The sequence below is a fragment of the Streptomyces sp. NPDC050704 genome (assembly GCF_040654355.1).
Taxonomy (GTDB): domain Bacteria; phylum Actinomycetota; class Actinomycetes; order Streptomycetales; family Streptomycetaceae; genus Streptomyces.
Genome location: NZ_JBFAHW010000091.1, coordinates 1 through 23,137 on the forward strand (window position 1 = coordinate 1; position 23,137 = coordinate 23,137).

21 protein-coding genes are annotated in these 23,137 nt (G+C 70.6%); 13 read left to right on the plus strand and 8 right to left on the minus strand.

The window, feature by feature from the left end; all coding sequences use genetic code 11:
• Positions 1–185: 185 nt before the first annotated feature.
• The 6 genes from AB0I18_RS37605 to AB0I18_RS37630 form a co-directional block, all read right to left on the minus strand.
• Complete coding sequence (locus tag AB0I18_RS37605; protein WP_363110195.1) at positions 186–1,175, minus strand: zinc-dependent alcohol dehydrogenase family protein; 990 nt, start codon at positions 1,173–1,175, stop codon at positions 186–188.
• Complete coding sequence (locus AB0I18_RS37610) at positions 1,172–2,023, minus strand: carbohydrate ABC transporter permease (protein WP_363110196.1); 852 nt, start codon at positions 2,021–2,023, stop codon at positions 1,172–1,174. The genes AB0I18_RS37605 and AB0I18_RS37610 overlap by 4 nt, the downstream gene beginning before the upstream one ends.
• Entirely contained in the window at positions 2,020–2,961 is a 942-nt protein-coding gene (locus AB0I18_RS37615; RefSeq protein ID WP_363110197.1) for a sugar ABC transporter permease, read from the minus strand. Before AB0I18_RS37615 ends, AB0I18_RS37610 begins: the two co-directional genes overlap by 4 nt.
• Positions 2,958–4,328 (minus strand): sugar ABC transporter substrate-binding protein, encoded by a 1,371-nt coding sequence (locus AB0I18_RS37620; protein ID WP_363110198.1) that lies wholly within the window; start codon positions 4,326–4,328, stop codon positions 2,958–2,960. The genes AB0I18_RS37615 and AB0I18_RS37620 overlap by 4 nt, the downstream gene beginning before the upstream one ends.
• 123 nt (positions 4,329–4,451) lie before the next feature.
• Positions 4,452–5,222, minus strand: coding sequence for a DeoR/GlpR family DNA-binding transcription regulator (locus AB0I18_RS37625; RefSeq protein ID WP_363110199.1), 771 nt, complete (start codon positions 5,220–5,222; stop codon positions 4,452–4,454).
• Positions 5,223–5,510: 288 nt separating this feature from the next.
• Entirely contained in the window at positions 5,511–6,335 is an 825-nt protein-coding gene (locus AB0I18_RS37630; protein WP_363110200.1) for an NAD(P)-dependent oxidoreductase, read from the minus strand.
• Positions 6,336–6,609: 274 nt separating this feature from the next.
• Between AB0I18_RS37630 and AB0I18_RS37635 the strand changes: the two genes are divergently transcribed.
• Together AB0I18_RS37635 and AB0I18_RS37640 are read left to right on the plus strand one after the other, a co-directional pair.
• Positions 6,610–7,560, plus strand: coding sequence for a 5-dehydro-4-deoxyglucarate dehydratase (locus AB0I18_RS37635; RefSeq protein WP_363110201.1), 951 nt, complete (start codon positions 6,610–6,612; stop codon positions 7,558–7,560).
• On the plus strand, positions 7,557–8,726 hold the full coding sequence (locus AB0I18_RS37640; RefSeq protein WP_363110202.1) for a hypothetical protein: 1,170 nt from the start codon (positions 7,557–7,559) through the stop codon (positions 8,724–8,726). The genes AB0I18_RS37635 and AB0I18_RS37640 overlap by 4 nt, the downstream gene beginning before the upstream one ends.
• On the opposite strand, the gene AB0I18_RS37645 is transcribed toward AB0I18_RS37640, so the two are convergent.
• Both AB0I18_RS37645 and AB0I18_RS37650 read right to left on the minus strand, forming a co-directional pair.
• Positions 8,660–9,922, minus strand: coding sequence for an MFS transporter (locus AB0I18_RS37645; protein ID WP_363110203.1), 1,263 nt, complete (start codon positions 9,920–9,922; stop codon positions 8,660–8,662). The two genes, AB0I18_RS37640 and AB0I18_RS37645, sit on opposite strands and share 67 nt — an antisense overlap.
• An 82-nt stretch (positions 9,923–10,004) precedes the next feature.
• Positions 10,005–10,973 carry an NAD(P)-dependent alcohol dehydrogenase gene (locus tag AB0I18_RS37650; protein WP_363110204.1) on the minus strand — a complete coding sequence of 323 codons (969 nt, stop codon included), beginning with the start codon at positions 10,971–10,973 and terminating at the stop codon, positions 10,005–10,007.
• A gap of 171 nt (positions 10,974–11,144) precedes the next feature.
• On the opposite strand from AB0I18_RS37650, the gene AB0I18_RS37655 reads away from it, so the two are divergent.
• From AB0I18_RS37655 to AB0I18_RS37705, 11 genes are all read left to right on the plus strand, one after another.
• On the plus strand, positions 11,145–11,747 hold the full coding sequence (locus tag AB0I18_RS37655) for a TIGR03086 family metal-binding protein (protein WP_363110205.1): 603 nt from the start codon (positions 11,145–11,147) through the stop codon (positions 11,745–11,747).
• A gap of 101 nt (positions 11,748–11,848) precedes the next feature.
• Positions 11,849–12,625: an MBL fold metallo-hydrolase gene (locus tag AB0I18_RS37660; protein ID WP_363110206.1), complete on the plus strand. Its 777-nt coding sequence runs from the start codon at positions 11,849–11,851 to the stop codon at positions 12,623–12,625.
• Positions 12,626–12,774: 149 nt separating this feature from the next.
• Complete coding sequence (locus AB0I18_RS37665) at positions 12,775–13,431, plus strand: GntR family transcriptional regulator (protein WP_363110207.1); 657 nt, start codon at positions 12,775–12,777, stop codon at positions 13,429–13,431.
• Positions 13,428–14,345: a dihydrodipicolinate synthase family protein gene (locus AB0I18_RS37670; protein WP_363110208.1), complete on the plus strand. Its 918-nt coding sequence runs from the start codon at positions 13,428–13,430 to the stop codon at positions 14,343–14,345. The genes AB0I18_RS37665 and AB0I18_RS37670 overlap by 4 nt, the downstream gene beginning before the upstream one ends.
• A 32-nt stretch (positions 14,346–14,377) precedes the next feature.
• The gene (gene araD / locus AB0I18_RS37675) at positions 14,378–16,120 is read left to right on the plus strand and encodes an L-arabinonate dehydratase (protein ID WP_363110209.1); all 1,743 of its coding nucleotides are present in this window, start codon (positions 14,378–14,380) and stop codon (positions 16,118–16,120) included.
• Positions 16,121–16,320: 200 nt separating this feature from the next.
• A complete protein-coding gene (locus AB0I18_RS37680; RefSeq protein WP_363110210.1) occupies positions 16,321–17,256 on the plus strand; it encodes a sugar ABC transporter permease in 936 nt (311 codons plus the stop codon).
• Positions 17,253–18,155, plus strand: a complete 903-nt coding sequence (locus tag AB0I18_RS37685; RefSeq protein WP_363110211.1) for a carbohydrate ABC transporter permease — start codon at positions 17,253–17,255, stop codon at positions 18,153–18,155. The genes AB0I18_RS37680 and AB0I18_RS37685 overlap by 4 nt, the downstream gene beginning before the upstream one ends.
• On the plus strand, positions 18,152–19,492 hold the full coding sequence (locus AB0I18_RS37690; RefSeq protein WP_363110212.1) for a pectate lyase: 1,341 nt from the start codon (positions 18,152–18,154) through the stop codon (positions 19,490–19,492). The genes AB0I18_RS37685 and AB0I18_RS37690 overlap by 4 nt, the downstream gene beginning before the upstream one ends.
• Positions 19,493–19,530: 38 nt before the next feature.
• A complete protein-coding gene (locus tag AB0I18_RS37695) occupies positions 19,531–20,706 on the plus strand; it encodes a Gfo/Idh/MocA family oxidoreductase (protein ID WP_363110213.1) in 1,176 nt (391 codons plus the stop codon).
• Positions 20,703–21,548, plus strand: coding sequence for a PmoA family protein (locus tag AB0I18_RS37700; RefSeq protein ID WP_363110230.1), 846 nt, complete (start codon positions 20,703–20,705; stop codon positions 21,546–21,548). The genes AB0I18_RS37695 and AB0I18_RS37700 overlap by 4 nt, the downstream gene beginning before the upstream one ends.
• A complete protein-coding gene (locus AB0I18_RS37705; RefSeq protein ID WP_363110214.1) occupies positions 21,545–23,131 on the plus strand; it encodes a family 43 glycosylhydrolase in 1,587 nt (528 codons plus the stop codon). Before AB0I18_RS37700 ends, AB0I18_RS37705 begins: the two co-directional genes overlap by 4 nt.
• Positions 23,132–23,137 lie beyond the last annotated feature (6 nt).

The following is a 23,137-nucleotide window of genomic DNA, read 5'->3' on the forward strand; positions in this document are numbered from 1 at the left end:
GGTGCGGGCCCGGGCAGGGTGGGCGGGGGTCGGGCTGAAAAGCAGGGCGCAGCCCGCTTTTCAGGGGCGCGGGGAACTGCGCGACCAGCCCCACCCACCCGCACCCGACGCAACACACGCCTCGGGGTCTGGGGCGGAGCCCCAGGGGACGGGACGGGTAGGGGCGGCGGGGGCGAGATCCTCTCCTACGGCACCACCACGATCTTCCGCCCCACCCCCGACGCGAACTGCTCCAGCGCCTGGGGATAGCTCGCCAGGGGCAGGCGGTCGCTGATGAAGATGTCCGGGTCGAGAACACCCGTGGCGAAAAGCTCCGCCGCACGCTCGAAACTGTGGAGCACGGCCATGGAGCCGGTGATCGTGATCTCCTGGTTGTAGATGCGGTACGGGTCGATGGAGACCCGCGTCGCGTAGTCGGCGACGCCGAACTGGAGGAACGTGCCGGCCTTGGCCACCCGGTCCAGGCCGTCCTGGATCGCCGCCGCGTTGCCCGTCGCGTCGATCACCAGGTCCCAGCCCTGCGGCCGGTCCAGCTCGTCGGCGTTCGTGGCGGAGGCCGAGACGCCGAGCAGCTGGGCGGTGGACAGGCGCTGGGAGTTCAGGTCCACCACGTCCACGCTCGCCGCGCCCGTGCGCTTGGCCAGCTCCAGCATCATCAGGCCCATCGTCCCGGAGCCGTAGATCAGGACGTGCGCGCCGAGGCGGGACCGGAGGACGTCGTAGCCGCGGACCGCGCAGGAGAGGGGTTCGACGAGGGCCGCGTCCTGGGTGCGTACGTGTTCGGGGAGCTTGACGCAGTTGGCGACGGGGGCGACGGCGTACTGGGCCGCGCCGCCCGCTGTGGTGACGCCGATCGCGGCCCAGCGTTCGCAGAGGTTGTTGTGGCCCGTACGGCAGTAGCGGCACTCGTAGCAGTAGAGGGACGGGTCCACCGCCACCCGGTCGCCGACCGAGAGTTCTGTGACCTGGGTGCCCACTCCGACCACCGCGCCCGCGAACTCGTGGCCCGGCACGATCGGCAGCTTGGGGGCGAACTCGCCCTGGAGGATGTGCAGGTCCGTGCCGCACAGGCCGCAGGCCGCGACCTCGACGACGACCTCGCGGGGCCCTGGCGTCGGGTCCGGGACCTCGGCGACGACGGCCTTGCCCACGGACTCGATGACGGCGGCCTTCATTTCACGGCTCCCAGTGACAGGCCCTGGACCAGTTTGTCCTGGGCGGCGAACCCCGCGGCGAGCACCGGCAGGGAGATGACGAGCGACGCGGCGCACACCTTCGCCAGGAACAGGCCCTGGCTGGTGATGAAGCCGGTCAGGAAGACGGGGGCCGTCTCAGCGACGACGCCGGTGAGGACTCGGGCGAAGAGCAGCTCGTTCCAGCTGAAGATGAAGCAGATGAGGGCCGTGGCGGCGATGCCGGGGAGGGAGATGGGCGCGACTATGCGGGTCAGGATTGTGGGTAGTTTCGCGCCGTCTATCTGTGCTGCCTCGATGACGGCCACCGGGACCTCGGAGAGGAAGGACTGCATCATCCACACCGCGATCGGCAGGTTCATGGAGGTGTAGAGGATGACCAGGAGCCAGATGTTGTCCAGCAGTCCCGTGTTCTTGGCGAAGAGGTAGATCGGCAGGAGGCCCGCCACCACCGGGAGCATCTTGGTGGAGAGGAAGAAGAACAGGACGTCCGTCCACTTCTTCACCGGGCGGATGGAGAGCGCGTATGCCGCCGGGAGGGCCAGGAGGAGGACGAGCAGTGTCGACGCCAGCGATGCCACCGTCGAGTTGATGAGTGCGGGCCAGGGGCTCGCGCCGCCGCCCGCGCCGAAGAACTCGCGGTAGCCGTCCAGGGTGAGCGCGGCTCCGAAGGACGGGGGATTGGTCGCCGCGTCCTCCTCCGAGTGGAAGGACGTCAGGGCCATCCAGGCGATGGGGAGGAAGAACACTATTCCGGCCAGCCAGGCCAGTAGGCCCAGGCCCGCTCCCTTGGTGCGGCTGGGGCGTACTCGTATCGCGGTGGCGCTCATGCGCGGCCCACCTCCTCGCGGAACAGGGACGAGACCACGCGGAGCGCGAAGGTCGCGATGATGATCGAGCCGATGACGACCAGGACGCCGGCCGCGGAGGCGAGGCCGTTCTCGTGGGCCTGGTAGAAGCTCTGGTAGACGGTGTAGGGCAGGTTCGCGGTGCCCAGGCCGCCGGAGGTGATCGTGAAGACCGCGTCGAAGTTCTGGACGATGTAGATCGAGCCCAGCAGGGCGCCGAGTTCGAGGTAGCGGCGCAGGTGGGGGAGTGTCAGGTAGCGGAAGACCTGCCAGTCGCTCGCGCCGTCCACGCGTGCTGCTTCTATCTGCTGGTGGTCTCGGCTCTGCAGGCCCGCCAGCAGGATCAGCATCATGAAGGGCGTCCACTGCCAGACGAGGGATGCCTCCACGGCGAGGAGTGGGGTGTTGGAGATCCAGTCCGGCTGTGGGCCGCCCACGTAGTGGAGAAGGCCGTTCAGGAGGCCGTACTCGGGGTTGTAGAGCACGTGCTTCCAGAGCAGGGCCGCTGCTACGGGGACCACCAGGAAGGGTGCGATCAGGAGTGTGCGGACCAGGCCGCGGCCCCTGAACTTGCGGTCCAGGAGGAGGGCGAGCCCGAGGCCCAGGACGAGGCTGGCCAGTACGACGGCGACCGTCAGCAGGATCGTCGTCCAGACCGACTGGCGCAGGTCGGCGTCGCTGAGGACCTCGGAGTAGTTGCCGAAGCCCGTGAAGGAGCGGGCGTCCGGGTAGAGGGAGTTCCAGTCGAAGAAGGAGATCACCAGCGTGGCCACGAACGGGAGCTGGGTCACGGCGATCATGAAGATCAGGGCGGGGAGCAGCGGGGCCCGGGTCGCCCAGGCGCGCAGGCGGCCCGACGGGGGCTTCCGCTCGGCGCGTACGGATGGTGCGGCTACTGGGGCTGTCGTCGTGGCGGTCATCGTCCCTCGTACTCCTCGGCGATCTCCTCGGCCAGTTGCTGGGACTTCTTCAGGGCCGACTCGACGGACTGGCGTCCGGCGATGGCCGCGCTGATCTCCTGCGAGACCTTGGTGCCGAGATCGGTGAACTCGGGGATGCCGACGAACTGGATGCCGGGGGCCGGGCGCGGCTGCACCCCGGGATCGGTCGGCCGGGCCTCCTCGATGGCGGAACGGGTCACGTCCTCGAACGCGGCGGCCTCCTTGCGGTACGCCGCGTTCTCGTAGGTGGACGCGCGCTTGCCGGCCGGCACGTTGGACCAGCCGATCTCCTCGCCGACCAGCTGCTCGTACTCCTTGCTCGACGCCCAGGAGACGAACTTCCAGGCCTTGTCCGGGTTCCGGGACGCGTCCTGGATGCCCCAGGCCCAGGTGTAGAGCCAGCCGGAGCTCTTCGTCTCCTCGACGGGCGCCGGTACGTAGCCGATCTTGCCCTTGACCGGGGAGTTGGCCGACTCCAGGGAACCGGCTCCGGACGTGGCGTCGTACCACATGGCGGTCTTGCCCTGGGTCATGTTGTTGAGGCACTCCGCGAAGCCGGCCTGGGCCGCACCCGACTCGCCGTGCTCGCGGACGAGGTCCACGTAGAACTGGGTCGCCTTCCTGAACTCCGGGGAGTCGAGCCGCGCCTTCCAGTCCTTGTCGAACCACGTGCCGCCGAAGGTGTTCACGACCGTGGTGAGCGGTGCCATGATCTCGCCCCAGCCGGGCAGGCCGCGCAGACAGATGCCCTTCATGCCTGACTCGGCGCCGTCGACCTCGGCCGCGAGGTCGGCCACCTGCGTCCAGGTCGGGCGGTCGGGCATCGTGAGGCCCTCCTTGGCGAACACGTCCTTGCGGTACATCAGGAAGGACGACTCGCCGTAGAAGGGCTGCCCGTAGAGCTTGCCGTCGTCGCCGGTGAGGGACTGGCGCATGGGCTTGAGGACGTCCTGCTCGTCGTAGGCGCTGTCCTTCGCGACGTACGAGTCCATCTCGTGCAGCCAGTCGTTCCTGGCGTAGATCGGTATCTCGTAGTTGCTCAGGGTGGCCACGTCGTACTGGCCGGCCTGGTTGGCGAAGTCCTGGCTGATCTTGTCGCGGACGTCGTTCTCCGGCAGGACGGTGAAGTTCACCTTGATGCCGGTCTTCTTGGTGAAGTGGGCCTTGGTGAGCTTCTGCAACTCCATCATCTGCGGGTTGTTGACCATGAGGACGTTGATGGAGTTGCCGCCGGAGCCCGCCCCGCCGGCTCCGGCCCAGCAGCCGGAGAGCAGCGGGGTGAGCAGCGTCCCTGCGGCGGCCGCGGCGAGCATCGCGCGCGGCCTCCGTCGGCTCTGGGTTCGCATGGATCGCTCCTGGGACGTATTGGGATATAAGGGATACTGCAGGGCATGGGGGTGCCCTGCGTAGTGGGTCAGTTGGGTTTTCGGACGGTGGGGAAGCCGGTCGGGTGGGGTCGGTTCTCGGATTCAGACTCGGATGACCTGAGGGCCCTGCATGGAGTAGCGGTGGGCCTCGGAGGTGGGGAGGAGCGTGCTGGTGACGATCGCCTCCAGGGCGCTGACCTCCGCGAAACGGCAGAAGCTGACCGCGCCGAACTTGGTGTGCACACCCGCGAAGACCGTGCGCCGGGAGGCGCGGACCGCCTGTGACTTGACCTCGCTGACCGCCGGGTCGGGCGTGGTGAGGCCGTGTTCGCGGGAGATGCCGTTGGCGCCGATGAACGCCAGGTCGATGACGAAGCCGGCGAGCATCTTCGTCGTCCAGTGGTCGACGGTGGCGAGCGTGCCGGGCCGCACCCGGCCGCCGAGGAGGAGGACCGTCGTGTGGTCGGCCTCGGCGAGCGCTCCCGCGGTGGCCAGGGACGCGGTGACCACGGTGAGCGGCCGGTCCCGGGGCAGTGACTCGGCGATGAGTTGCGGGGTGAACCCCTCGTCGACGAAGACCGTCTCGGCGTCCCCGAGCAGCTCGGCCGCGGCGACCGCGATCCGGCGCTTCTCGGGCACGTGGCTGGTGGCGCGGAAGGCGAGGGTCGTCTCGAAGCCGGCGCTCTCCACGGGGTAGGCGCCGCCGTGCGTGCGGCGGACGAGGCCGTGGTCCTCCAGGGCCCGCAGATCGCGGCGTACGGTCTCCTTCGCGACGCCCAGCTCGGCGGCGAGCTCGTTGACGTCGACGGCGCCGGTGCGGCGGGCGCTCTGGACGATCTCCCGCTGACGTTCTTCCGCACTCATGGCCGACACCTCTCCGTGCTCACTGCCCGTTCGGGCCCGGTGGGACCCATGGGGGAAGTTCTACCGCCGGTGCGCGGCACTGACCAGGCCTGTTGCAGGCCCGATGGCGCCCGTATGTGCCCGTACCGTACGGCGGCCGCCCGCGTGGGACCTGCGGTGCAGCGGAATTCGGGCAGTGCGGATGCCCGAACGGCGGGGCGGACGGGCCCGTTCGGTGCCCGTCCGCCCTGTGTTCCGGTCTCGGTTCGGTGGCTCAGGTGGGTCAGTGGCGCAGGTGGGTCAGTACGGCCGGACGGGTCAGTACGGCCAGATGGGCGGGTTGGTGACGAAGTGGCCGCCCAGGCAGGCGTGGTCCGGGTTCTCCGGGTCCAGCTCGCCCTGCTCGGCGATCAGCTTCTCGGCGTACGGCTCGGAGTCGTCCCGCGGCTCGTAGCCGAGCGCCCGGGCGGTCGACAGGTCCCACCACAGGCGTGTGTTGGCCGACGAGCCGTAGACCACGGTGTGCCGGACGTCCTCGGCGGTCAGGGCCGCGTGCAGGAGGCGGGCGCCGTCGTCGGGGCTCATCCAGACCGACAGCATGCGCACGCTGGTGGGCTCCGGGAAGCAGGAGCCGATCCGGACGGACACGGTCTCCATGCCGTGCTTGTCCCAGTAGAACTGGGCCAGGTCCTCGCCGAACGCCTTCGACAGGCCGTAGAAGGTGTCCGGGCGGTGCGGGGTGTCGATGGGGATGAGCGCGCCCGGGTCGTGCGGCGCGTCGCCCTCGGGGCGCGGGGTGAAGCCGACCGCGTGGTTGGAGGAGGCGAAGACGATGCGCCGCACGCCCTCCTCGCGCGCGGCCTCGTACAGGTTGTACGTGCCCTCGATGTTCGCCTTCAGGATCTTGTCGAAGGTGGACTCCAGGGAGATGCCCGCGAGGTGGATGATCGCGTCCACGCCCCGTACGGCCTCGCGCAGGGACTCCTTGTCGCCGAGGTCCGCGGTGATCGCGTCCGGCTCGCCCTCGATCGGCAGCAGGTCGAGGAGGCGCAGTTCGTAGCCGTAGGCGGGCAGGAGCTCCCGCATCAGGGTGCCGAGGCCGCCGGCGGCGCCGGTGAGCAGGACGGTGCGGGGAGCGGGCATCCTCGGGTCTCCTTGAATCAACCGCTGTATGCGTGTACGGCATTCACATCCGTGGACACGCTAAGGATCGTGAACCGGCTGCGTCAAGTGTCGCGCGGAGCCTGCGCCGCCGCTCACGAAGTGGGGAAATCCGCGCCCCCATTGCTCCCAGAATGCGAGATCGACGGCTTGACCGCCCCCAAGGGGGCACCTTAGCGTGGATGCGTTCAGAGATATGGACGTTAATCAGAAACGTGCACGGGTGGCGTGTGCGTGCTTGCTCTAGGGAGAGCCCGTGACGTCAGCACCGTCAGCCCCCCTTGCCGCTCGGCTCGGTATCCCGAGCGGGCCGCTGTTCTTTCCCGTCACCGCGTACGACCGCGACGGCGCTCTCGACCTCGACGTGTACCGCGAGCATGTCCGGCGAGGTGTCGAGGCCGGGGCCGCCGCGGTCTTCGCCTGCTGCGGCACCGGGGAGTTCCACGCGCTCACGCCCGAGGAGTTCCAGGACTGCGTGCGGGCGGCCGTCGAGGAGACGGCCGGACGCGTGCCCGTCGTCGCGGGCGCCGGGTACGGCACCGCGCTCGCCGTGCGGTACGCGCGGCTCGCCGAGGAGGCGGGCGCGGACGGACTGCTCGCCATGCCGCCCTATCTCGTCGTCGCCGGGCAGGAGGGCCTGCTGCGGCACTACACGGAACTGGCCGCCGCCACCTCGCTCGACGTGATCGTGTACCAGCGGGACAACGCCGTGTTCACGCCGGAGACCGTGGTCGGACTGGCCCGGACCGACGGGATCATCGGGTTCAAGGACGGGCTGGGCGATCTGGACCTGATGCAGCGGATCGTGAGCACGGTCCGCGGCGAGGTGTCCGGGGACTTCCTGTACTTCAACGGGCTGCCGACCGCCGAGCTGACCGGGCTCGCCTACCGGGGCATCGGGATCACGCTGTACTCGTCCGCCGTGTTCTGCTTCGCCCCGGAGATCGCGCTGGCCTTCTACCGCGCGTACAACTCCGGCGACGACGCCACCGTGAACCGGCTGCTCGACGGGTTCTACCGGCCCTTCGTCGACCTGCGCGCGCATGGGCGCGGGTACGCCGTCTCGCTGGTCAAGGCGGGCGTACGGCTGCGCGGCCTCGACGTCGGCGAGGTGCGGTCGCCGCTGCACGAACCGACCGAGGATCATGTCAAGCAGCTCGCTCAGCTGATCGAGCGTGGGTACGAGCTGCTCCAGGAGGGCGTGTGAAGGCTTCGACCTTCGTCTACCCGTGGGATGTCAACGGCGATCCCGGCGCCGCGGCGCGCATCGCCGGGCTCGGGGTCCGGCAGGCGACGCTCGCCTCCGCGTACCACTCCACGCGGGCGCTGACCCCTCGGCACCCGCGGACCCGGATCGTCACCGCCCGGCACGCGGCCGTGCTCTACCCGGTGGACGGCGAGCGGTGGGAGGGGCGCCGGCTCCGGCCGTACGCCGCCGGGGACTGGGCGCCGGGGGACGCGTACGGGGATGCCGCCGCGGCCCTCGCGGCGGCGGGGCTCGATGTGCACACCTGGGTGGTGCTCGCGCACAACTCCCGTATGGGCGAGGAGTTTCCGGACACGTCCGTGGTCAACGCCTACGGAGACCGCTATCCGTGGGCGCCCTGCATCGCGCAGCCCGACACGCGCGCGTACCTGGTCGAGCTGGCCGTCGAGGCGGCGGTACGGCCCGGCGCCGCGGGTACGGAGCTGGAGTCCCTCGGCTGGTACGGGCTCGCACATCTGCACGCCCACGACAAGACGGCGGGCGTGGCGGTCGGGGACGCCGGGCTGTACCTGATGTCGCTGTGCTTCTGCCCCTCCTGCCGCGACGGCTATACGCGACGGGGTCTCGACCCCGACGAGTTGGCGGCCTCGGTCCGGCGGGCCCTGGAGCCCGTCTGGCGCGGCGAGGCACCCGCGGGGGGCTGGGAAGCCGTCGAGAAGCTGCTCGGCGCGGAGTTGGCGACGGCCACGCGCGCGTGGCGTGACTCCGTCGCCCGCTCGCTCCAGACGGAGGCCGTCGGCGCGGTGCGCTCGGCGGCTCCCGAGGGGTTCCAGATCCTGCTGCACGCGGACCCGCTCTCGTACCGCGTCGGCGCGAACGTCGGCGTGGATCCCGCGCACATCCTGTCGGTCGCCGACGGCGTGGTCGTGCCGTGCTCCGGAGGCCCCGAGCCGCTGACTCCCTTTGCCGAGCAGGCAGTTGAGAGGAACGTGCTGGCGGCCAACTTCACCGTGGTGAGCGGGATGGGCGGCCGCCCCGCGACACTCGGCGAGGACGTGGCGCGGGCGGTCGGCCTCGGGGCCACCGAAGTGCGGCTTTATCACGCGGGGTTGGCGTCCGACGAGGACTTGTCGCTCGTGACGGAGGCGCTCACGCGGCTCGGCTGACGCCGCAGCAGGGGCACGACCGTCACCAGCCGCACCAGCCCAAGAACCGCCAACAGCACCTGGTGGGGCACGAGTTCGACCAGGCCCGCGCCGATCGCGAGTCCCACCGCGGTCGGGGCGAGCAGCAGCGTGTTGGCGGTCGCCGTCGTACGGCCAAGGAGGGCGTCCGGGGTCTCGCGCTGGACCGCGGTGACGGCCGCGATCAGCACGCACGGGAGCCCCACGCCGACCGCCACGGCGGAGGCCAGGACCACCGTGTCGTACGGGAGCGCGCGAGCCGTCACGGCCACGGCGGTGAGCGCGATGCCGCAGCCCGCGAACCGGCGCTCGCCCAGGCGGCGCAGCAGCGGGCCCGCGGCCAGGCCGATCGCCACCGATCCGGCGCCCTGGGCGACATACAGCACACCCACGTACGCGGGGGAGCGGCCCAGGCCCTCCGCCACCGCGTAGATCGCCGCCCCGTTGAGGCCGGAGAAGAGCATCGTCGTGCCGCCGGCGACGACCAGGGGACGCAGGGTCGCGTGGCCCCAGAGGTAGCGGGCGCCTTCGGCCGTCTGTGTGCGCCAGCCGGTCGGGGCCGGGCGCGGCTTCGGCTCGTGTACGCGCAGGAGTGCGTAGAGGCCCGCCGCCAGGGCGAAGGTGAGCGCGTCCAGGAGGGCCACGCGGGCGCCCCCGTACGCCGCGTACAGCCCCGCTCCGGCCAGCGGGGCGAGCAGCTTCATGCCCTCGTTGGCCGTCATCCGGAGGCCGTTGAAATCACCGAGGAGCTGTCTGTCGACGGCCGTGGCCACCAGCGTCGACTCCGCCGCGTCGTGGACGACACCGGCCGCGCCGTAGACGAGGAGGACGGCGAAAAGGATCCACAGGGCGTCCGCGGAGTCGACGGCGAACAGGGACAGCAGGAGCGCGGCCAGGCCGAGGTTCGTCCACACCAGCAGCGGCCTGCGGCGGACACGGTCCGCGAGGGTGCCGAGAGCCGGGCCGATGAGCGTGGGCGCCCAGAGGGCGAAGACGCAGAGCGCGGCAAGACCGTCCGAGCCGGTCAGGTCCTTGACCCAGATCCCGGCCACCAGCCACATCGCCGACGTGCCGAAACCGGAGACCAGGACCCCGCCGAGGTAGAGACCCGCGTTGCGGTCGCGCAGGACGCGGGTCACCGGCCAGGTGGATGCCCCTTTGGGGGCCGATGTCGTCATGCCTGGTCATCGTGGGGCTAAGGCCCCCGGGCCGGGATCGGGCAGTTGCCCTAGAAGCGGGCAGGGGCGGCGGTCGTCGGCGTCAGACGGTGACCACGAGCTTGCCCCGAGGGTGGTCCTTCTCCAGGTGGCGGATCGCGGCGGGCGCCTCGGCGAGCGGGTACGTGCGGTCGACGGCCGGGACGATCCTGCCCTGTTCGGCGAGGTCCTTGAGGGTCAGCAGGTCTTCCCGGCGGGCGACGGAGACGAGGTTGCGGAGGTTCTGGCCGATGAAGGGGGAGAGCAGGACGGCCCGGAGGCCGCGGCTCAGGCCGCCGAAGAAGGCGGTTCCGCCCTCGCCGCCGACGATGACGAGGGTGCCGCGCGGAGTGAGGGCGCGGCGCAGGACGGGCAGCGGGCGCAGGCCCGCGTTGTCGACGATGACGTCGTAGCGGCGCGGGCCGTCGGTGATGTCCTCGCGGGTGTAGTCGATGACGTGGGCGGCGCCCTGGGAGCGGACGAAGTCCGCGCCCGTGGGGCCGCAGACGCCGGTGACCTCGGCGCCGTACATCGTGGCGAGCTGGACGGCGTAGGACCCCACGCCGCCGGAGGCGCCGATGACGAGGACCTGCTGGCCCGGCTCCGGGCGGCCCTTGCCGGTGAGGGCCTGGAGGGCGGTCATGCCCGAGACGGGGAGCGCGGCGGCCTGCTCGAAGGTGAGGTTGGCGGGCTTGAGCGCGATCTTGGCGGCCTTGGCGCACGCGTACTCGGCGAACGAGCCCTCGCAGTTGCCGAAGACCTCGTCGCCCGGCTTGAAGTCGGTCACCTTGGCGCCGACCGCCTCGACGCGTCCCGCGCCGTCCCAGCCCCGTACGGGATTCTTCGGCCTGCGGAGTCCCAGGGCGACGCGGGCCACATGGGGGCGGCCCGTCATGAGGTGCCACACCTCGGGGCCGACACCCGCCGCGCGCACCTCGACGAGCACCTCGTCGTCGCGGGGCACGGGCCGGTCGATGTCGCGCAGTTCCAGGAGGTCCGCTGATCCGTAGGCATCCTGAACGATCGCCTTCATGGCGTGGCTCCCCTTCGTGGTCCCGACACCGAACGTCCCGGATACCCAGAGCATCTCGGGGGCTCGAACGCCTGACCAGGTTCCTGAGCATGATCTCGGGAGCGGGCGCGATGAGTTTCCGTACGGCCGTCGGTCTACCCGTTGGCGACCCCGCGACCAGAGGAGCCGAACATGCCCGAAGGCAGTACGACACCGACGACTCTCGACCTGGGGCCGCAGGCCCTGATCGTCGTCCGTCTCGCGGAGGAAGTGGGCGACGAGCAGCTGGACGCCGCGACGCCGTGCCCGGAGTACGCGGTACGCCATCTGCTGGGACATCTGCTCGGGCTGGCCGGCGCCTTCCGGGACGCCGCACAGAAGAATCTCGGTTCCTCGACGGACACCGACCCCGGTTCCCGGGTGCCGGACCTGACGCCCGGCTGGCGGGTCGAGCTGCCGAAGGTCCTCGGCGAGCTGGCCGAGGCCTGGCGCGACCCGTCCGCCTGGACCGGCGCCACCCGGGCCGGTGGCGTGGACCTGCCCGGCGAGGTCGCGGGCATCATCGCCGCCGACGAACTCGTGGTCCACGGCTGGGACCTGGCCCGTGCGACCGGCCAGTCGTACGCGCCCGACGCGGCGGCCCTGCGGGCGGCGTACGAGGTGCTGTCCCCGACCGCCGACGACCCGGAAGGCGGCGGCCTCTTCGGACCTCCTGTGCCGGTGCCGCCGGGAGCGCCCCTGCTGGACCGGGTGATCGGACTGAGCGGCCGGAACCCGAGCTGGCCGAGCAAGTAGAGCCCCGGCCACCGCCTTGGGTCAGACCCCGGCCACCGCCTTGGGTCCGGCCCCGGACAAAACACCAAGCCCCGGCCCCGCCGGAACCGTACGCTCCCCGCATGCCCCTCACCCTCACCACTCTCGGCACCGCCTCCCCGCACCCCCGGCCGGGCCACCCCTGCTCCGGCTACCTGCTGAGCGGCGGCGGCGCCGAGGTCTGGGTGGACGCCGGTCCGGGGACGTTCGCCGAGTTGCAGCGGCACACTGATCCGGCGCGGTTGACGGCGATCTGGATCTCACATCTGCATGCCGACCACTGCGCCGACTTGTTGGCTGCCGTGTACGGGCTGGCGTACGGCGGGCTCACTCCGGACGCACCTATTCCGGTTCATGCGCCCGAGGGTTGTGGGCAGCGCCTCGCCGGGTTCTTCGGCAAGCCCGATCCGGGGTTCCTGAGCGGGATCTTCGAGTTCAGGGACCTGGTCGACGGAGATGAGGTGCGGTACGGCGGGCTGCGACTCACCAGTCATGCCGTCGTGCACGACACCGAGGCGTACGGGCTGCGGGCCGAGTGCGAGGGGAGGGTCCTCGCGTACTCGGGGGACAGCGGCCCGTGCGAGGCGCTCGTCGAACTCGCCCGGGGAGCCGACCTGTTCCTCTGCGAGGCCGACATCGACCGGCATCGCGAAGGCGAAGGCGAAGGCGATGGTGAAGGCAGGCAGGTCCACCTGACTCCGGAGGACGCCGGCGCGCTGGCCCGGTCGGCGGGAGTGGGTGAACTGCTTGTCACCCACGTCGGCCCCACCCTCACACCCCAGGCTGCCACCGCCCGCGCCGCGGCCGTGTTCGGCGGCCGTACCTCCATGGCCCGTGAAGGCGACGCGAAGGTCGTCTGAAGATCATCTGAAGGTCAACCTCAGCTTCTTTTGTCAGAAGCATTGACGAAACATCGGGCGCCCTCCTAGCTTCATCGCGTCGTACTTCGTACGTCATATATGAGACGCGATACGCGAGATCCGATACGCGAGATCCCCGAGAGGCGCGCATGACCTCTGTGCCCACGCCGATCCCCTCCCGCACGCAGTTCGTGCTGGAAGGGATCAAACACCGCATCCTCACCGGGCAGTTGACGCCCGGTCAGGCCCTGGTCGAGACCGAGCTCGCCGCGCAGTTCGGGGTGTCCAAGACCCCGGTGCGGGAGGCGCTCAAGACCCTGGCCGGCACCGGACTCGTCGTGATGAACCAGTACAAGGGCGTCACGGTGCGCATGGTGGACGCGGACATGGCGCGCGAGGTGTACGACGTACGGCTGCTCCTGGAGCCGGAGGCGCTGCGGCGCTCCGTGCAGCGCGGAGTCTCCCTCGACACGGCCCGCGACGCGCTCGAACGCGCGGACGGCGCCACCGACACCGCCCAGCGCTCCCTCGCCAACCGCGAGTTCCACCGCGCCCTGTACGTCACCTGCGGCAACCCGCTGCTCGGCCGGATGCTCGACGAGGTCCGGGACCAGGCCGCCCTGGTCTCCGCCGTCGCCTGGGCCGCCAACCCGTCCTGGGAGCGCGAGGCCACCGAGCACCGGGAGATCCTGCGCCTTGCCCTCGACGGCGACTCGGACGGCGCGGCACGCGCTCTGCACTCGCACATCGCCTCGTTCGTGCAACGGGCCTTCCCCGAGGCCCAGGGAAAGGGTGAGCAGGAATGACCGCGACCACGACCACGTTCGAGGCCCAACGGGCCGCTCTCGCCGACGTGGTGGCGATCCCCGTGACCCCGTTCGCCGAGGACGGGACCATCGACCACGAGGTCTTCCGGGCACTGCTGCGCCGGGTGCTCGACGGCGGCGTCCGCATCCTCACGCCCAACGGCAACACCGGCGAGTTCTACGCACTGAGCCCCGAAGAGCGGCGCACGGTCACCGAGTTGACCATCGACGAGGCGGGGGAGCGGGCCATCATCCTGGTCGGGGTCGGGCACGACGTGCCGACCGCCGTCGCCTCCGCGCGGCACGCCCGCGAGCTCGGGGCGCAGATGGTGATGGTCCATCAGCCCGTGCACCCGTACGTCTCGGCGGGCGGCTGGGTCGACTACCACCGGGCGATCGCGGAGGCCGTCCCCGAGCTGGGCGTCGTCCCGTACATCCGCAACCCGGTGCTCGCCGGCGCCCGGCTCGCCGAACTGGCCGACATCTGCCCGAACGTCATCGGCGTGAAGTACGCCGTACCGGACGCGGCCCGCTTCGCCGCGTTCGCCCGGGACGCGGGACTCGAGCGCTTCGTGTGGGTGGCCGGGCTCGCGGAGCCGTACGCGCCCTCGTACTTCTCGGCGGGCGCGACGGGCTTCACGTCGGGTCTGGTGAACGTCGCCCCGGCCGTCTCGCTGAACATGATCGAAGCGCTTCGATCCGGCGACTACGCGGGCGCCATGAAGGTGTGGGAGCAGATCCGCCGCTTCGAGGAGCTGCGCGCGGCCAACGGCTCGGCCAACAACGTGACGGTGGTGAAGGAGGCCCTGGCCTCGCTCGGCCTGTGCCGCCGCGAGGTCCGGCCGCCGAGCAGGGAGCTCCCCGAGTCCGAACGGGCCGAGATCGCCGTCATCGCCTCGGGGTGGTCCATATGACCGGCAGAAGTGAAACGACCGGCGGTAGCGAAATGACCGGCGGTAGTGAAGTCCCCGTCGCCCCAAGAGAGTTGCGCAGCCATCAGTGGTACGGGACGGAAGGGCTGCGCTCGTTCAGCCACCGAGCCCGCACCCGTCAGCTCGGCTACCTGCCCGAGGAGCACCTGGGCAAGCCCGTCATCGCGATCCTCAACACCTGGTCCGACATCAACCCGTGCCACGTCCACCTGCGGGACCGGGCCCAGGCGGTCAAGCGGGGCGTGTGGCAGGCCGGCGGCTTCCCGCTGGAGTTCCCGGTGTCGACGCTCAGTGAGACCTTCCAGAAGCCGACCCCGATGCTCTACCGCAACATGCTCGCGATGGAGACCGAGGAACTGCTGCGGTCCTATCCGGTGGACGGGGCCGTGCTGATGGGCGGCTGCGACAAGTCCACGCCCGCGCTGCTCATGGGGGCCGCCTCGGCGGATCTCCCCGCGATCTTCGTGCCCGCCGGGCCCATGCTGCCCGGCCACTGGCGCAACGAGATCCTCGGCTCCGGCACCGACATGTGGAAGTACTGGGACGACAAGCGCGCCGGACTCATCGGCGACTGCGAGATGACCGAACTGGAGAGCGGGCTCGCCCGCTCGCCCGGCCACTGCATGACCATGGGTACGGCGTCCACGCTGACCGCGGCCGCCGAGGCGCTCGGGGTCACGGTCCCAGGCGCCTCCAGCATCCCGGCCGTCGACTCCGGGCACGACCGGATGGCCGCGGCCTCCGGCCTCCGGATCGTCGAACTCGTCCGCAAGAACCGGAAGTTGTCCGACATCCTCACCTCGGAGGCCTTCGAGGACGCGGTGACGACCGTGCTCGGACTCGGCGGTTCCACCAACGCCGTGATCCATCTGATCGCCATGGCCGGGCGCTCCGGAGTCCGGCTCACGCTCGACGACTTCGACCGGATCGCGCGTACGGTGCCGGTGCTCGCGAACGTACGGCCCGGCGGCCAGAAGTACCTGATGGAGGACTTCCACTTCGCGGGCGGGCTGCCCGGGTTCCTGTCGCGGATCACCGATCTGCTGCACCTGGACCGGCCGACCGTCTCGCACGACACGCTGCGCGAGCAGCTCGACGGAGCCCTCGTCCACAACGACGAGGTGATCCGGCCGCGCGACAACCCGGTCGCGGACGAGGGCGGCGTGGCGGTCCTGCGGGGCAACCTCTGCCCCGACGGCGCGGTCATCAAGCACATCTCCGCCGAGCCGCACCTGCTCAAGCACACCGGTTCCGCGGTCGTCTTCGACGACTACCGGACCATGCAACGGACCATCAACGACCCGGAGTTGGGCATCACGGCGGACACCGTGCTGGTGCTGCGCAACGCCGGCCCCAAGGGCGGTCCCGGCATGCCCGAGTACGGGATGCTGCCGATCCCCGACCACCTGCTGAAGCAGGGCGTACGGGACATGGTGCGGATCTCCGACGCCCGGATGAGCGGCACGAGTTACGGCACCTGCGTGCTGCACGTGGCGCCCGAGTCGTACATCGGCGGGCCGCTCGCGCTGGTCCGCACCGGCGACACCATCACGCTCGACGTCGATGCACGTCTGCTCCGACTGAACGTGGACGACGACGAGTTGGCGCGGCGCAGGGCGGAGTGGACCGCGCCGCCCGAGCGGTACGAGCGCGGCTACGGCGCGCTCTACAACGAACAGATCACCCAGGCCGACACCGGCTGCGACTTCGCCTTCCTGGCACGGCCGGGCAAGGTGCAGGACCCGTACGCGGGCTGAGGGACAGGCGCACCGGCCGACGGACGAGCCAACCGGCGTCCCTTTCGGCCGAGATCACGCACGATCACGCACGACCACGCACAGCGCTCCACCGAAGACCGGCCAGATAGCAAGCGCTTTCACAGGAGTGAACCGGAACGAACAGAACGCCCAGCAAGAGCGCACAGCACCACCCGCACACCCCGAGAACGGAGACAGTCATGGCACAAGCCGCAGCCGTGGCGAAAAAGCCCGCGCCACCCCGGCGGCGCCGTGGCTCAGCGACGCCCCGCAAACTCCCGTATCTGCTGATCGCCCCGGCGGGACTGCTGATGCTGGGCTTCATCGCCTACCCGGTGCTCAGCGTCTTCTACTACAGCCTGCAGAACTACAACCCCACCAAGCCGTGGCGGAACGGCTACGCGGGCTTCGACAACTTCGTGCACGCCTTCACCGAGGACCCGCTGTTCTGGGACACGCTGGTATTCAGCGCCAAGTGGGTCGTCGTCGAGGTCGGTCTGCAGCTGATGTTCGGGCTGGCGCTCGCACTGATCGTCAACCAGACCTTCGTGGGACGCTCGCTCGGCCGCGCGATGGTGTTCTCGCCGTGGGCCGTCTCCGGTGTGCTCACCTCCGCGATCTGGGTGCTGCTCTACAACTCCCAGACGGGCATCACCCGTTACCTCGCCGACATGGGCATCGGTGACTACGGCACCAGCTGGCTGTCGGACACCTCGACCGTGTTCTCCGCGGCGGTCGTCGCGGACCTGTGGCGCGGTGTCCCCTTCTTCGCGATCCTCATCCTCGCCGACCTCCAGTCCGTCTCGAAGGACCTGTACGAGGCCGCCGAGGTCGACGGAGCCAGCCGCTTCCAGCAGTTCTTCCACATCACGCTGCCGCACCTCAAGGACGCGATCATCCTGTCCACACTGCTGCGCGCGGTCTGGGAGTTCAACAACGTCGACCTGCTCTACACACTCACCGGCGGCGGGCCGGCGGGCGAGACGACGACACTCCCGCTCTACATCGCCAACACCAGCGTCGACGCACACAACTTCGGCTACGCATCGGCCCTGACCACGGTCGCGTTCGTCATTCTGCTCTTCTTCTCGATGGTCTATCTGAGGCTGAGCAAGTTCGGAGGTGGAGAGAAGTGATCACCAAGGACGTCGAGATCAGCCCCCCGGCGGCACCCGCCCCGGTGGCCGACGAGCCGCCACAGCGCCCGGGCAAGCGCAAGCGCGCCTGGGACGAGGCCCCCCGCTGGCAGATCTACCTCCCCCTCGGTATCTACCTGGTCTTCACCCTCATCCCCTTCTACTGGATCCTGCTCTTCGCCCTGCGCAAGCCCGGCTCGACCTCGCTCGTGCCGTGGCCCATGACCTTCGAGCACTTCGAGAAGGTGTGGACCGAGCGCAGCTTCGGGACGTACTTCGAGAACAGCGTCTACGTCGGCGTCGCCACGCTCCTGATGACCACGCTCGTCGCGCTGGCCGGCGGCTATGCCCTCGCCCGCTTCGACTTCAAGATCAAGCGCGCCTTCATGCTGGCGCTGCTCTGCTCCCAGTTCGTACCGGGCGCGCTGCTCCTCGTGCCGCTGTTCCAGATCTTCGCCGAGCTCCAGATGATCAACTCGCTGGTCAGCGTCATCATCGCGGAGACGGTCTTCCAGCTGCCGCTGTCGATGATCCTGATCAGCGGCTTCATCCGGAACGTGCCGTACTCCCTGGAAGAGGCCGCCTGGGTCGACGGCTGCAACCGCTTCACCGCCTTCCGGGTCGTCGTCCTGCCGCTGCTGCGGCCCGGCCTCATCGCCGTCGGTTCCTTCGCCTTCGTGCACTCCTGGAACCACTTCCTGTTCGCCCTGATGTTCCTCAGCAACCAGGACAAGCAGACGATCCCGGTCGGCCTCAACAGCCTGATGAGCGCCGACAGTGTCGACCTGGGCGCGCTCGCCGCCGGCGGCATCATCGCGGCCGTGCCCGTTGTGATCGTCTTCGCCTTCATCCAGAAGTGGCTGATCACGGGCTTCAGCGCCGGGGCGGTGAAGGGATGACCGGGATACGTACCTTCCTGCCGCGTACGAGGAGAGCGCGCCGCGGTCTCCAAGTCACCCTGACCTGCGGGCTGTTGGCAGCAGTGGGCGCAGCCGCTCCGGCCAACGCCGAGGCCCGGGACATCAGCCGCGAGACGCTGGCCCCGGGTGACGGCTGGGCCGCCGCCGACGGCGGTACCACGGGGGGTTCCGCCGCCGACGACGCTCACGTCTTCACCGTCCGCAACCGGGCCGAGCTGGTCCGCGCCCTCGACGGCGGCAGCTCGACCCCGAAGATCATCAAGGTCGCGGGGACGATCGACGCCAACACCGACGACGCGGGCCGGCGACTGGACTGCGACGACTACGCGACCGGCGGCTACGGCGTGAAGAAGTACCTGGCCGCGTACGACCCACGCACCTGGGGTTCGGCCAAGCCCGCCGGCCCGCAGGAGGAGGCCCGCAAGGCCTCCGCCGCCAGGCAGGCCGAGCGGGTCGTGCTCGACGTCGGCTCCAACACCACGATCGTCGGACTCGGCGACAAGGCCGTACTGAAGGGCGCCGGCCTCCAGGTGAGCAACGCGGACAACGTCATCGTCCGCAACCTCGAACTGCGCGACGCCTACGACTGCTTCCCCGTCTGGCAGCCCAACACCGGCGGCCTCGGCGACTGGAAGACGGCGTACGACACCCTCTGGCTGCGCGGTGCCACCCACGTGTGGATCGACCACGTCACCGCCTCCGACAAGGGCCACCCCGACGAGGACGAGCCGACCTACTTCGGCCGCAACTACCTGCGCCACGACGGCCTGTTGGACATCACCAACGCCTCCGACCTGGTGACCGTCTCCTGGAGCCGGTTCGCCGACCACGACAAGGCGATGCTGATCGGCAACGGCGACACGGCCACCGGCGACCGCGGCAAGCTCCGAGTGACCCTGCACCACAACGAGTTCGAGTCCGTCGTCCAGCGGGCCCCGCGGGTCCGCTTCGGACAGGTGCACCTCTACAACAACCGGTACGTCGTCCCGGAGGACGTCCACGACTACCGCTACTCGGTCGGGGTCTCCACCGAGTCGGCGATCCACGCCGAGAACAACGCGTTCACCACTCCCGGCCACGTCGAGGCCGCCGACCTGGTGAAGAGCTGGAACGGCACGGCCCTGCACGCGTCCGGGACGCTCTTCAACGGCTTCCCCGTCGACCTGCTCACCATCTACAACGCGTACAACTCGGGCAGCGAGCGCGACCTGACCGCCGACGTCGGCTGGACGCCCACCCTGCACGGAAAGATCGACAGCGCCGAGCGAGCCGACCGCGAGGTGGCGCGCGACGCGGGAGCGGGGAGGATCCGATGAACGCCGTCTCCGGGGCCGCAACCGCTTCCATGGGGTCCATGAACTCCATGACCTCGCACGAAGCTCCCCTCCCCGTCGTCCTCGCGGGCGCCCGCGGCCACGGCCGCTGGCACCTGGAGAACATCCGCCGCCTCCAGGACAAGGGCCTGGTCCGGCTGGCAGGCATCTGCGAGCTGACCCCGCTGACCGCGGACGAGCTCGGCGGCTTCGCCGAGCCCGGCGAACTCCCGGAGCAGTCCGCCGACTTCGGGGCCCTGCTGGACTCCACCGGCGCCGTGATCGCCGTGATCTGCACGCCGATCCCCACCCACACCGATCTGGCGCTGATCGCCGCCGCCAAGGGCGTACACCTGCTCCTGGAGAAGCCGCCCGCGCCCTCGTACGCCGAGTTCCGCCGCATGGCCGACGGGGTCGCCGCGGCCGGCGTGGTCTGCCAGGTCGGCTTCCAGTCGCTGGGCTCGCACGCCGTGCCCGCGATCCGGGAACTGGTCGCGCAGGGCACGATCGGCCATGTGTCCGGGTTCGGCGGGGCCGGGGCCTGGGCGCGCGCCGAGGACTACTACCGCCGGGCGCCCTGGGCCGGACGCCGCCGCCTGAACGGGGTCGACGTCCTCGACGGCGCGCTGACCAACCCCCTGGCGCACGCCGTCGCCACCGCCCTGGCGCTGGCCGGCACCACCCGCGCCGAGGACGTCACCGGCATCGAGACCGAGCTGCTGCGGGCCAACGACATCGAGTCCGACGACACCTCCTGCGTCCGCGTCAGCACCACGAGCGGCGACCGGATCACCGTCGCCGCGACCCTGTGCGCCGAGCACCCGGACGAGCCGTACGTCCTCGTGCACGGCACCAGCGGCCGGATCACCTTCTGGTACAAGCAGGACCGCGTCCTCGTCCAGCGCTCGGGCCACGGCCCGGAGGAGATCTCGTACGGTAGGACCGATCTGCTGGAGAACCTCGTCGAGCACCTCGAAGGCCGGGCCGACCTGCTGGTCGCGCCGGACGGGACGGGCGCCTTCATGAAGGTCGTGGAAGCGATCCGGCAGGCACCGGACCCCGTCGCGCTGCCCGACGACGCCTGGTACCTCGTGCCCGAGGAGAACCGCCGGGTCGTCCGGGACATCGACGGACTCGTCGCGGCCGCCGCCGACACCCTCGCCCTCTACTCCGAGCTGGGCGCCTCGTGGGCGCTCCCGAAAGAGGTGAGCACCTGATGAACAACGACTCGCTGATTCTGCGCGTCGCGGGCCGTCCGGTCGGCCGTTACATCACCCGGCCCGAGCTGCCGCCGAAGCTCTCGCCGCGCCCTTACCTCCACCCGGTCACCACCCTGGCCGGCACGGCTGTCACGGAACTCAGCCCGGCCGACCACCTCCACCACCTCGGCGTCGGTGTCGCCGTTCCCGACGTCGAGGGGCACAACTTCTGGGGCGGGCGCACCTATGTGCGCGACCAGGGCCCCACCGAGCTCGACAACCACGGCGCCCAACGGCACTCCGCGTTCCAGATCCGTGACCCCGACGGCTTCGTGGAGGAACTGCGCTGGGTGGCCGCGGGCAACGAGCTGCTGCGCGAGCGGCGTACCGTCGCGGCGGCCGAACTCACCGACGTGGCCTGGGCGTTGGACTTCACCTTCTCGCTCACCAACACGACCCCCGAGCCCCTGTCGATCGGCAGCCCGGCGACCAACGGACGTCCGGGCGCGGCCTACGGCGGCTTCTTCTGGCGGGCCCGCAAGGAGGCCGAGACACCCGCCGTGTTCACCGCCGGCACCGAGGGCGAGGAGGCCGTGCACGGCGCGCGGGCCGACTGGCTCGCCCTCGTCGGCGCCGACTGGACGCTGGTGTTCGCCGGGGCCACCGAACAGACCCGGCGCGACCCGTGGTTCGTACGGACCGGCGAGTACCCCGGTGTCGGCTCGTCCCTCGCCCACGAGGAGCGGCTGCCGATCCCGGCCGGGGAGACCGTCGTACGCCGGGTCGTCACCATCGTCGCCGACGGCCGCCTGGACCGCGGCGAGGCGGCGGCGCTCGTCCGCAAGGCGGTGAGCCCATGAGCACGCATACGCGAGGCGGTGAGCCCGTGAGCGCCCAGAGCGGCTCCCCGTTCTCCGCCGACCTCGGCGACGGCACGTACCGCAACCCGGTGCTGAACGCCGACTGGTCCGACCCCGACCTCATCCGGGTCGGCGACGACTTCTATCTGGCGGCCTCCAGCTTCGGCCGCGCCCCGGGCCTGCCACTGCTGCACTCCCGCGACCTGGTCAACTGGACGCTCGTCGGCCACGCGCTCCAACTCCTGGAGCCAGCCGCCGAGTTCAGGAAGCCGCGGCACGACTGCGGAGTCTGGGCACCGTCGTTGCGCCACCACGACGACCGCTTCTGGATCTTCTGGGGCGACCCCGACCACGGCATCTTCCAGATCAACGCCCCCGAGATACGCGGCCCTTGGACCAGGCCGCACCTGATCAAGGCGGGCAAGGGGCTCATCGACGCCTGCCCGCTGTGGGACGAGGAGACCGGCGAGGCGTACCTCGTGCACGCCTGGGCCAAGTCCCGCTCCGGCGTCAAGAACCGGCTCACCGGCCACCGGATGCGGCCCGACGCCACCGGACTGCTCGACGACGGCAAGCTGATCGTCGACGGTGACCGCATACCCGGCTGGTTCACGCTCGAAGGACCGAAGCTGTACCGGCACGACGGCTGGTTCTGGATCTTCGCCCCGGCCGGCAGCGTCGCGACCGGCTGGCAGGGCGCCTTCCGCTCACGCGACTTCTTCGGTCCTTACGAGGAGCGGATCGTCCTGGAGCAGGGCGACACCGACGTCAACGGCCCGCACCAGGGCGGCTGGGTGAGCACCCCGTCCGGCGAGCACTGGTTCGCGCATTTCCAGGAGCGGGGCGCGTACGGGAGGGTCGTCCATCTCCAGCCGATGCGCTGGGGCACGGACGGCTGGCCCGTGCTCGGCGACGAGGGCGCCCCCGTCGCCGTACACAGGAAGCCCGATCTGCCGGCACAGCCGCCCGCCGCGCCCGCCACCGACGACGACTTCCCCGGCGGACGGTTCGGCCGGCAGTGGCAGTGGACCGCCAACCCGCAGGACGGCTGGGCCACCCACCACTCGGGCGACGGACTGCGGCTGGCCTGCGTACGGACGGTCGACGCCGACGATCTGCGCAAGCTGCCGAACGTGCTCACGCAGCGGCTGCCCGGTACCGCCTGCACCGTCGAGGTGGAGCTGCGGCTCGACGCCGAGGAGCCGGGCGCCAGGGCCGGACTCGCCGTGCTCGGCGACGCGTTCAGCTGGATCGGACTCCAGCGGGGCGCCGACGGGACGGTCCACCTCGTGCACCGGTTCGGCGAGTCCGTCGCCGAACGCGAGCGGGACGCCGCCCATCCGCGGACCGCCCCCGAGGGGCGGGTGCGGCTGCGGATCGGGATCGGTGCGGGGGCACGCTGCGGATTCGCGTACGACCTCGGCGACGGTCACGGCTGGCAGCCCTCCGGGCCGGTCTTCGCCGCCACCCCCTGGCGCTGGGTCGGCGCCCTGCTCGGTCTCTTCGCGCTCGCGCCGACCGGCGGGGGACACGCCGGGGCGGCCACGTTCACGCAGTTCCGCATCACCGCACCGAACGACTGAAGTCAC

What these genes read in the sequence shown, in the direction of transcription:
- AB0I18_RS37630 (WP_363110200.1), bottom strand. Translation starts at nt 6,335, where the DNA reads ATGCCCGCTCCCCGCACCGTCCTGCTCACCGGCGCCGCCGGCGGCCTC.
- AB0I18_RS37610 (WP_363110196.1), bottom strand. Translation starts at nt 2,023, where the DNA reads ATGAGCGCCACCGCGATACGAGTACGCCCCAGCCGCACCAAGGGAGCG.
- AB0I18_RS37705 (WP_363110214.1), top strand. Translation starts at nt 21,545, where the DNA reads ATGAGCACGCATACGCGAGGCGGTGAGCCCGTGAGCGCCCAGAGCGGC.
- AB0I18_RS37620 (WP_363110198.1), bottom strand. Translation starts at nt 4,328, where the DNA reads ATGCGAACCCAGAGCCGACGGAGGCCGCGCGCGATGCTCGCCGCGGCC.
- AB0I18_RS37670 (WP_363110208.1), top strand. Translation starts at nt 13,428, where the DNA reads ATGACCGCGACCACGACCACGTTCGAGGCCCAACGGGCCGCTCTCGCC.
- AB0I18_RS37695 (WP_363110213.1), top strand. Translation starts at nt 19,531, where the DNA reads ATGAACTCCATGACCTCGCACGAAGCTCCCCTCCCCGTCGTCCTCGCG.
- AB0I18_RS37665 (WP_363110207.1), top strand. Translation starts at nt 12,775, where the DNA reads ATGACCTCTGTGCCCACGCCGATCCCCTCCCGCACGCAGTTCGTGCTG.
- AB0I18_RS37690 (WP_363110212.1), top strand. Translation starts at nt 18,152, where the DNA reads ATGACCGGGATACGTACCTTCCTGCCGCGTACGAGGAGAGCGCGCCGC.
- AB0I18_RS37645 (WP_363110203.1), bottom strand. Translation starts at nt 9,922, where the DNA reads ATGACGACATCGGCCCCCAAAGGGGCATCCACCTGGCCGGTGACCCGC.
- AB0I18_RS37615 (WP_363110197.1), bottom strand. Translation starts at nt 2,961, where the DNA reads ATGACCGCCACGACGACAGCCCCAGTAGCCGCACCATCCGTACGCGCC.
- AB0I18_RS37655 (WP_363110205.1), top strand. Translation starts at nt 11,145, where the DNA reads ATGCCCGAAGGCAGTACGACACCGACGACTCTCGACCTGGGGCCGCAG.
- AB0I18_RS37605 (WP_363110195.1), bottom strand. Translation starts at nt 1,175, where the DNA reads ATGAAGGCCGCCGTCATCGAGTCCGTGGGCAAGGCCGTCGTCGCCGAG.
- AB0I18_RS37650 (WP_363110204.1), bottom strand. Translation starts at nt 10,973, where the DNA reads ATGAAGGCGATCGTTCAGGATGCCTACGGATCAGCGGACCTCCTGGAA.
- AB0I18_RS37680 (WP_363110210.1), top strand. Translation starts at nt 16,321, where the DNA reads ATGGCACAAGCCGCAGCCGTGGCGAAAAAGCCCGCGCCACCCCGGCGG.
- araD (WP_363110209.1), top strand. Translation starts at nt 14,378, where the DNA reads ATGACCGGCGGTAGTGAAGTCCCCGTCGCCCCAAGAGAGTTGCGCAGC.
- AB0I18_RS37660 (WP_363110206.1), top strand. Translation starts at nt 11,849, where the DNA reads ATGCCCCTCACCCTCACCACTCTCGGCACCGCCTCCCCGCACCCCCGG.